Annotated in this window: 7 protein-coding genes; 6 read left to right on the top strand and 1 reads right to left on the bottom strand. The window is 72.6% G+C overall.

Annotation, left to right across the window (positions count from 1 at the left end; translation table 11 throughout):
* Positions 1-3 precede the first annotated feature (3 nt).
* The 5 genes from dnaK to ACFUVW_RS07260 all read left to right on the top strand — a co-directional run bounded on the left by dnaK (position 4) and on the right by ACFUVW_RS07260 (position 4,583).
* The gene (dnaK, locus tag ACFUVW_RS07240) at positions 4-1,884 is read left to right on the top strand and encodes a molecular chaperone DnaK (protein ID WP_430570651.1); all 1,881 of its coding nucleotides are present in this window, start codon (positions 4-6) and stop codon (positions 1,882-1,884) included.
* Positions 1,881-2,516, top strand: coding sequence for a nucleotide exchange factor GrpE (gene grpE, locus ACFUVW_RS07245; RefSeq protein WP_430570652.1), 636 nt, complete (start codon positions 1,881-1,883; stop codon positions 2,514-2,516). The genes dnaK and grpE overlap by 4 nt, the downstream gene beginning before the upstream one ends.
* A gap of 136 nt (positions 2,517-2,652) precedes the next feature.
* A complete protein-coding gene (locus tag ACFUVW_RS07250) occupies positions 2,653-3,657 on the top strand; it encodes a DnaJ C-terminal domain-containing protein (protein WP_430570653.1) in 1,005 nt (334 codons plus the stop codon).
* Positions 3,658-3,692: 35 nt separating this feature from the next.
* Entirely contained in the window at positions 3,693-4,118 is a 426-nt protein-coding gene (locus ACFUVW_RS07255) for a heat shock protein transcriptional repressor HspR (protein WP_430570654.1), read from the top strand.
* 156 nt (positions 4,119-4,274) lie between these two features.
* Entirely contained in the window at positions 4,275-4,583 is a 309-nt protein-coding gene (locus tag ACFUVW_RS07260) for a DUF1540 domain-containing protein (RefSeq protein WP_430570655.1), read from the top strand.
* 36 nt (positions 4,584-4,619) lie between these two features.
* Here ACFUVW_RS07260 and ACFUVW_RS07265 read toward each other — a convergent pair whose 3' ends face one another.
* Entirely contained in the window at positions 4,620-5,396 is a 777-nt protein-coding gene (locus tag ACFUVW_RS07265; protein ID WP_430570656.1) for a hypothetical protein, read from the bottom strand.
* Between the two features lie 218 nt (positions 5,397-5,614).
* Here ACFUVW_RS07265 and ACFUVW_RS07270 point away from each other — a divergent pair.
* A partial coding sequence (locus ACFUVW_RS07270) for a sigma-70 family RNA polymerase sigma factor (protein WP_430570657.1) occupies positions 5,615-6,658 on the top strand: 1,044 nt, incomplete at its 3' end.

Genomic DNA, 6,658 nt, shown 5'->3' on the forward strand with positions numbered 1-6,658 from the left:
CACATGGCTCGAGCAGTCGGTATCGACCTGGGTACCACCAACTCGGTGGTCGCCGTCCTGGAGGGCGGCGAGCCCACCGTCATCGCGAACGCGGAGGGGTCCCGCACGACGCCGTCCGTCGTCGCGTTCTCCAAGACCGGCGAGGTCCTCGTCGGTGAGGTGGCCAAGCGTCAGGCGGTCACCAACGTCGACCGCACCATCTCGTCGGTCAAGCGCCACATGGGCACCGACTGGTCGGTCGAGATCGACGACAAGAAGTACACCGCGCAGGAGATCTCCGCGCGCGTGCTCGGCAAGCTCAAGCGCGACGCCGAGGAGTACCTGGGCGAGCCCGTCACGGACGCGGTCATCACCGTCCCGGCGTACTTCAACGACGCCGAGCGCCAGGCGACCAAGGACGCCGGCCAGATCGCGGGCCTCAACGTGACGCGCATCGTCAACGAGCCCACCGCGGCGGCCCTCGCCTACGGCCTGGAGAAGGGCAAGGAGGACGAGCTCATCCTGGTCTTCGACCTGGGCGGCGGCACGTTCGACGTCTCGCTCCTCGAGGTCGGCAAGGACGAGGACGACTTCTCCACCATCCAGGTGCGCGCCACCTCCGGCGACAACCGCCTCGGCGGCGACGACTGGGACCAGCGCATCGTCGAGCACCTCATCAAGCAGGTGAAGAACACCGAGGGCGTCGACCTGTCCAAGGACAAGATCGCCCTGCAGCGTCTGCGCGAGGCGGCCGAGCAGGCCAAGAAGGAGCTCTCGTCCGCGACGAGCACCAACGTCTCGATGCAGTACCTGTCGATGAGCGAGAACGGTCCGGTCCACCTGGACGAGAAGCTCACGCGGGCGCAGTTCCAGCAGATGACGCAGGACCTCATCGACCGCACCAAGGCGCCGTTCCACGCGGTCATCCGCGACGCCGGCATCTCGGTCTCCGACATCGACCACGTCGTGCTCGTGGGTGGTTCCACCCGCATGCCGGCCGTGACCGAGGTCGTCAAGGAGCTCACCGGCGGCAAGGAGCCCAACAAGGGCGTCAACCCGGACGAGGTCGTCGCCGTGGGCGCGGCCCTGCAGGCCGGCGTCATCGGCGGCGAGCGCAAGGACGTGCTGCTCATCGACGTCACCCCGCTGTCCCTCGGCATCGAGACCAAGGGCGGCGTGATGACCAAGCTCATCGAGCGCAACACGGCCATCCCGACCAAGCGCAGCGAGATCTTCTCCACGGCGGAGGACAACCAGCCGTCCGTGGCGATCCAGGTCTTCCAGGGCGAGCGCGAGTTCACCCGCGACAACAAGCCGCTGGGCACGTTCGAGCTCACCGGCATCGCCCCGGCGCCGCGCGGCGTCCCGCAGATCGAGGTCACCTTCGACATCGACGCGAACGGCATCGTGCACGTGTCCGCCAAGGACCGCGGCACGGGCACCGAGCAGTCGATGAAGATCACCGGCGGGTCGGCCCTCCCCAAGGAGGACATCGACCGCATGGTGAAGGACGCCGAGGAGCACGCCGCCGAGGACAAGAAGCGTCGCGAGGAGGCCGAGACCCGCAACCAGGCCGAGGCCTTCGCGTACTCGATGGAGAAGCAGATCGCGGACAACCGCGACAAGCTCCCCGCCGAGGTCGTGACCGAGGTCGAGGCGGACATCGCCGGCGTCAAGACCGCCCTGGAGGGCGAGGACGCCGACGCCGTGAAGGCCGCGTACGAGAAGCTCGGCGCGTCCTCGCAGAAGATCGGCCAGGCGCTCTACGCCACGGAGCAGCAGGCGGGCGCCGAGAGCGCCCCCGCCGGCGACGCGCCGGAGGGCGAGCCCTCGCAGCCGTCCTCGGCGGCCGACGAGGACGTGGTCGACGCCGAGATCGTCGACGACGAGGACGACAAGAAGTGACGGACGAGAACACGCAGGGGACCCCCGAGCCGGAGGGCTCGGGGGACACCCCGTTCCAGTTCACCGACAAGCGCAAGGTCGACCCCGAGTCGGGTGAGGCCCGGGAGACCTCCGGGGCCTCCGGCGACCAGGGCGGGGCCGAGGGCTCCGACCCGCTCGCGGCGCTCGACTTCGAGCCCGAGGGCGAGGCCGCCGAGAGCGCCGAGGTCCTCAAGGCCAAGGCCGAGGCGGCGGAGCACCTGGACGCGCTGCAGCGCGAGCGGGCGTCGTTCACGAACTACCGCAACCGGTCGCTGCGCGACCAGGAGGCGGCGCGGACCCAGGGCACGCAGGACGTGCTGGCCGCGCTGCTGCCGGTGCTCGACGACATCGAGCGCGCCAAGCAGCACGCCGAGCTGAGCGGGCCCATGGCGGCCATCGCGGAGAAGCTCGACGCGTCGCTGGCGAAGTTCGGCATCGAGCGCTACGGCGCCGTCGGGGAGGAGTTCGACCCGACCGTGCACGAGGCGCTCATGCACTCCACCGACGCGGACGCCACCGCCACGACGATCAACCTCGTGGTGGAGCCCGGGTACCGCATCGGCGAGCGGGTCGTCCGCGCCGCCCGCGTGGGCGTCGTCGGGCCCGAGTAGCCAGCGTTCGAGAACGGGATCTCTCGCGTCATCGGCACCGTTGCCGCGAGAGATCCCGTTCTCGAAGGCAGGTGCGCAGGTCGCACCGCGACACCGAGGATGATGAGATCACGAGCATGATCAGGAAGGGGGCGTCGTGACAGGTCAGGACTGGATCGAGAAGGACTTCTACTCCGCTCTGGGCGTCCCCAAGGACGCGGACGACGCGGCCATCAAGAAGGCGTACCGCAAGCTCGCGCGCCAGTACCACCCGGACCAGAACCCGGGCGACGCGTCGGCGGAGGCGAGGTTCAAGGAGATCGGCGAGGCGTACGCCGTGCTGTCCGACTCCGAGCAGCGCCAGCAGTACGACGCCGTGCGCGCCATGGCCGGCGGCGGCGCCCGCTTCGCGGCGGGCCCGGGCGGCGGCGGCAACGGGTTCGAGGACGTCTTCGGCTCCATGTTCGGCGGCGGTGCCGGCCCGAACGTGCGCTACCAGCAGTACCCGCAGGGCGGCGCGCGCGGCGGGGGCTTCGAGGACATCCTCAGCTCCATGCTCGGCGGCCAGGGCGGGTTCCGCGGCGGCAGCCGGCGCGCCGGCTTCACGACGCCGCAGAAGGGCCCGGACGTCGCGGCCGAGACCACGCTGCCGTTCCGCACGGCGGTGGAGGGCGCCACCGTGGAGTTCACGGTGGACGGCCGCAAGGTCAAGACGAAGATCCCCGCCGGGGTGAACGACGGCCGCAAGCTGCGCATCCGCGGCAAGGGGCGCCCGGGCTCGGGCGGCGGCGACGCCGGCGACCTCGTGGTCACCGTGCACGTCGCGGCGCACCCCGTGTTCACGCTCGACGGCGCGAACCTGCGCATGACGGTGCCCGTCACGTTCGCGGAGGCCGCGCTGGGCACGACGGTCGAGGTGCCGACGCTCGACGGCCAGACCGTGCGGCTCAAGGTGCCCGCGGGCACGCCCACCGGGCGCGTGCTGCGCGTCAAGGGCCGCGGCGTGAAGACCGCGAAGACGCAGGGCGACCTGCTGGTCACGGTCCAGGTGGCCGTGCCGCAGAAGCTCAGCAAGAAGGCGAAGGAGGCGCTCGAGGCGTTCGCCGCCGAGAGCGACCACGAGGACGTGCGGGCGGGTCTCGCGCAACGCGCGGCGGAGTGACGCCGGGGCGTCGGGCGGCGGCGAGGGAGGTAGCGATGGTCACCGAGGACGCGCCGGTGCTGACCGTGTCGCAGGCGGCCCGGCTCGCGGGCATGCACCCTCAGACGCTGCGGCAGTACGACCGCCTCGGGCTGGTCACCCCGCGCCGGACCGCCGGCCGTGGCCGCCGCTACTCCCAGCGCGACGTGGCGCGCCTGCTCGAGGTGCAGCGCCTCGCACAGGTGGAGGGCATCAACCTCGCCGGGATCCGGCGCATCCTCGACCTGCAGGAGCACGTCGCCCAGCTCGAGGGTCGGCTCGCGGCGCTCGCCGTGCAGCCCGGCGGCCGGGTGTTCACGGCCGGCACGACGGGCGACGTCGTCGTCGTGCGCCGGGGTCAGCGCGTGCGCCGCGCGGAGCGGGCCGACGTCGAGGCCGAGGAAGGTGCGCTGGTGCTGTGGCGCCCGCACCGCCGCGGCTGACGTCTTTCCGCAACGCAATTCTTCGCTAATTCATAGAGCAATTGGTAAGGCTTTCCTCAGTGAATTCAATGTCGAATTCGCTGTGCATTTCCGTGGTGAGAGGAATATCGTGGTCGAAGGCGGCGAGAGCCGGCGTCGAGCGGCGAGGAGCGCACCATGAGCACGCTGATGGAGATGCCCGAGGTCACCGAGTGCACCGTCGAGGGCTGCGGCTACAACCACGACCACGGCTGCCACGCCGGGGCGGTGACGATCGCGGGGCACAGCGGCGACGCGGCGTGCGCCACGTTCATCCCGCTGAGCTCCAAGGGCGGCCTGGAGAAGGTCGTCGCCCACGTGGGCGCCTGCCAGCGCGGCGACTGCGTCCACAACACCGACCTCGAGTGCGCGGCCTCGGCCATCCGCGTGGGGCCCGGGCCCGACGACGAGAGCCACGCCGACTGCCTCACGTACGCCCCGCACTGACGCGGCACCCGCCCGGCCGGCGGGCCCGCCGGGCTGCTAGCGGGCCAGCTGCGTCAGCAGCTCGGCGGCCGCGGCGTGCGACGTCGGGAGGCGCTCCACCCACACCCGGGTGGGGCGCCTCAGCATGTCCTCGAGACCCATGAGCGCGGCGTTGCGCTCCACCACGCTGCGGGTGACCTTGGCCAGGTCCGGCACGTCGGTGTCCCGGCGGGACAGGACGGCGAACACACCGTCGGCGAGGGCGGCCATGGGGTGCCCCTCCCCGTAGACCTGCTCGAGCGCGCGGCCGACGGTCGCGGAGCGTGCGGCGCGGTCCCACGGGGCGAGGCCGTCGACCGCGACGTCGACGACGACGAGGCAGTGCGTGTCCGGCACGCCCCGGTCCGCGCCGACGGCGGCGCCGTAGGTCTCCCGCAGCCGCTCGGCGAGGTACTCGCGCGTCGGGAGGCCGGAGCCGGGGTCGCGCAGCGCGCCCAGCGCCGGCTCGGCGTCGCGGCCGCGCACCCACCCGACGGCCACCGCGCGGATCGCGTCCGGGTCCGGCGGTTGGTGGGTGGAGCGGTACAGGCACTCGACGTCGTCCAGCGTCTCGCCCAGGCCGACGCCGGCCCGCCCGCGCGCGGCGCCGAGGCGGTGGGCGGCCGCGTGCGGGGAACGACCCTCGTCGAAGGCCTCGACGAGCGCGTCGACGGCGGGGTGGTACCAGTCGTCGGGGCGCAGCCATACCTCGGCGAGGCTCGTCGCGCGCCAGCGGTCGATCACGTCCGAGACGTGCTCGGGCGCGTCCGGAGGCCCGCTCGTGGACCGGTTCATGATGATGGGACCGCCATGGGCAGCCATCATGACGCAGTTGTCCGGCACTTTCACCGCAAGTCACCCTCGGAGAGCCCTCTCCGCTGCCCCAGGCACGGAATGCTGCGGGAATCCTGCGGTGATCCTGGGCAATTTCACCCCTGGGGCCGCCCCGGGAAGCACGTAGAGTACGGGAGTCTGCGCGGTACGGGCGCGCAACAGTCAGAGCGAGGTCGGCCATGACGGACGTCTACGTGGGGTCGGACGACTCGGCGCGGAGCGACGCCGAGCTGATCCTCGACGTGCGTGGCGGAGACCTCGAGGCGTTCGGAGCCCTCTACACCCGGCACGTCCCGGCGGCGCGGGCCGTGGCCCGGCAGTACGCCCGGTCGTCGGTCGACGCGGACGACCTCGTGGCCGAGGCGTTCCACCGCGTGCTCGACGTGCTGCAGCACGGCGGCGGCCCCGACGCCACGTTCCGGGCCTACCTGCTCACCGTGGTGCGTCGCCTCGCCGCCGACCTCGCGCGGGGCGTGAAGCGCACCCGCCCGTCGTCCGACGACGGGATGTTCGAGGCCGCGCTCGGCCTCGTGGACGCCACCGACGTCGCCACGTTCGAGGGCTTCGAGCACTCCGTCGTGAAGAACGCCTACCAGGCGCTGCCGGAGCGCTGGCAGGCCGTGCTCTGGTACACGGAGATCGAGGGGCGCGCGCCGGCGGAGGTGGCGCCGATCCTCGGCCTGACGCCGAACGGCGTGTCCGCGCTCGCCTACCGGGCCCGCGAGGGGCTGCGGGTCGGCTACCTGCAGGAGCACCTCACGCACGCGCCCACCGACGGGTGCCGCGTGGTCAACCCGCTGCTCGGGGCGTACGTGCGCGGCGGCCTCGCCCGGCGCGAGGTCACGAAGGTCGACACCCATCTCGAGTCGTGCGGGGAGTGCCGGTCCCTCGTGCTCGAGCTCGGGGACATCGCGCACGGCATGCGGGCGGTCGTGGCCCCGCTGATCGTCGGGCTCGCGGGCCTCGCTGTCGTGGGAGCGCTACCCATCGGTGGCGCGCTCGGCGGTGCGCTCGGCGGGGCCGTCGCGACCGGGGGCGTCGGGGCCGGGAGCGTGGGGGCCGGGAGCGCCGTGGGAGCCGGCGGCGCCGTGGGTGCGGGGAGCGCCGGGAGCGTGGGCGTCGGTGCGGTCGCGGGCACCAGCTCGGCCGCGTCGGGCACGGTCGGCGCCACCGCGGTCGGGGGCGCGAGCATCACCGGCGGCGCGGGCCTCACGGGAGGCGCC

Source organism: Isoptericola sp. NPDC057391 (genome assembly GCF_042668085.1).
In the GTDB taxonomy this organism is placed as follows: Bacteria; Actinomycetota; Actinomycetes; order Actinomycetales; family Cellulomonadaceae; genus Isoptericola.

What these genes read in the sequence shown, in the direction of transcription:
- ACFUVW_RS07265 (WP_430570656.1), bottom strand. Translation starts at nt 5,396, where the DNA reads ATGAACCGGTCCACGAGCGGGCCTCCGGACGCGCCCGAGCACGTCTCG.
- dnaK (WP_430570651.1), top strand. Translation starts at nt 4, where the DNA reads ATGGCTCGAGCAGTCGGTATCGACCTGGGTACCACCAACTCGGTGGTC.
- ACFUVW_RS07260 (WP_430570655.1), top strand. Translation starts at nt 4,275, where the DNA reads ATGAGCACGCTGATGGAGATGCCCGAGGTCACCGAGTGCACCGTCGAG.
- ACFUVW_RS07255 (WP_430570654.1), top strand. Translation starts at nt 3,693, where the DNA reads ATGGTCACCGAGGACGCGCCGGTGCTGACCGTGTCGCAGGCGGCCCGG.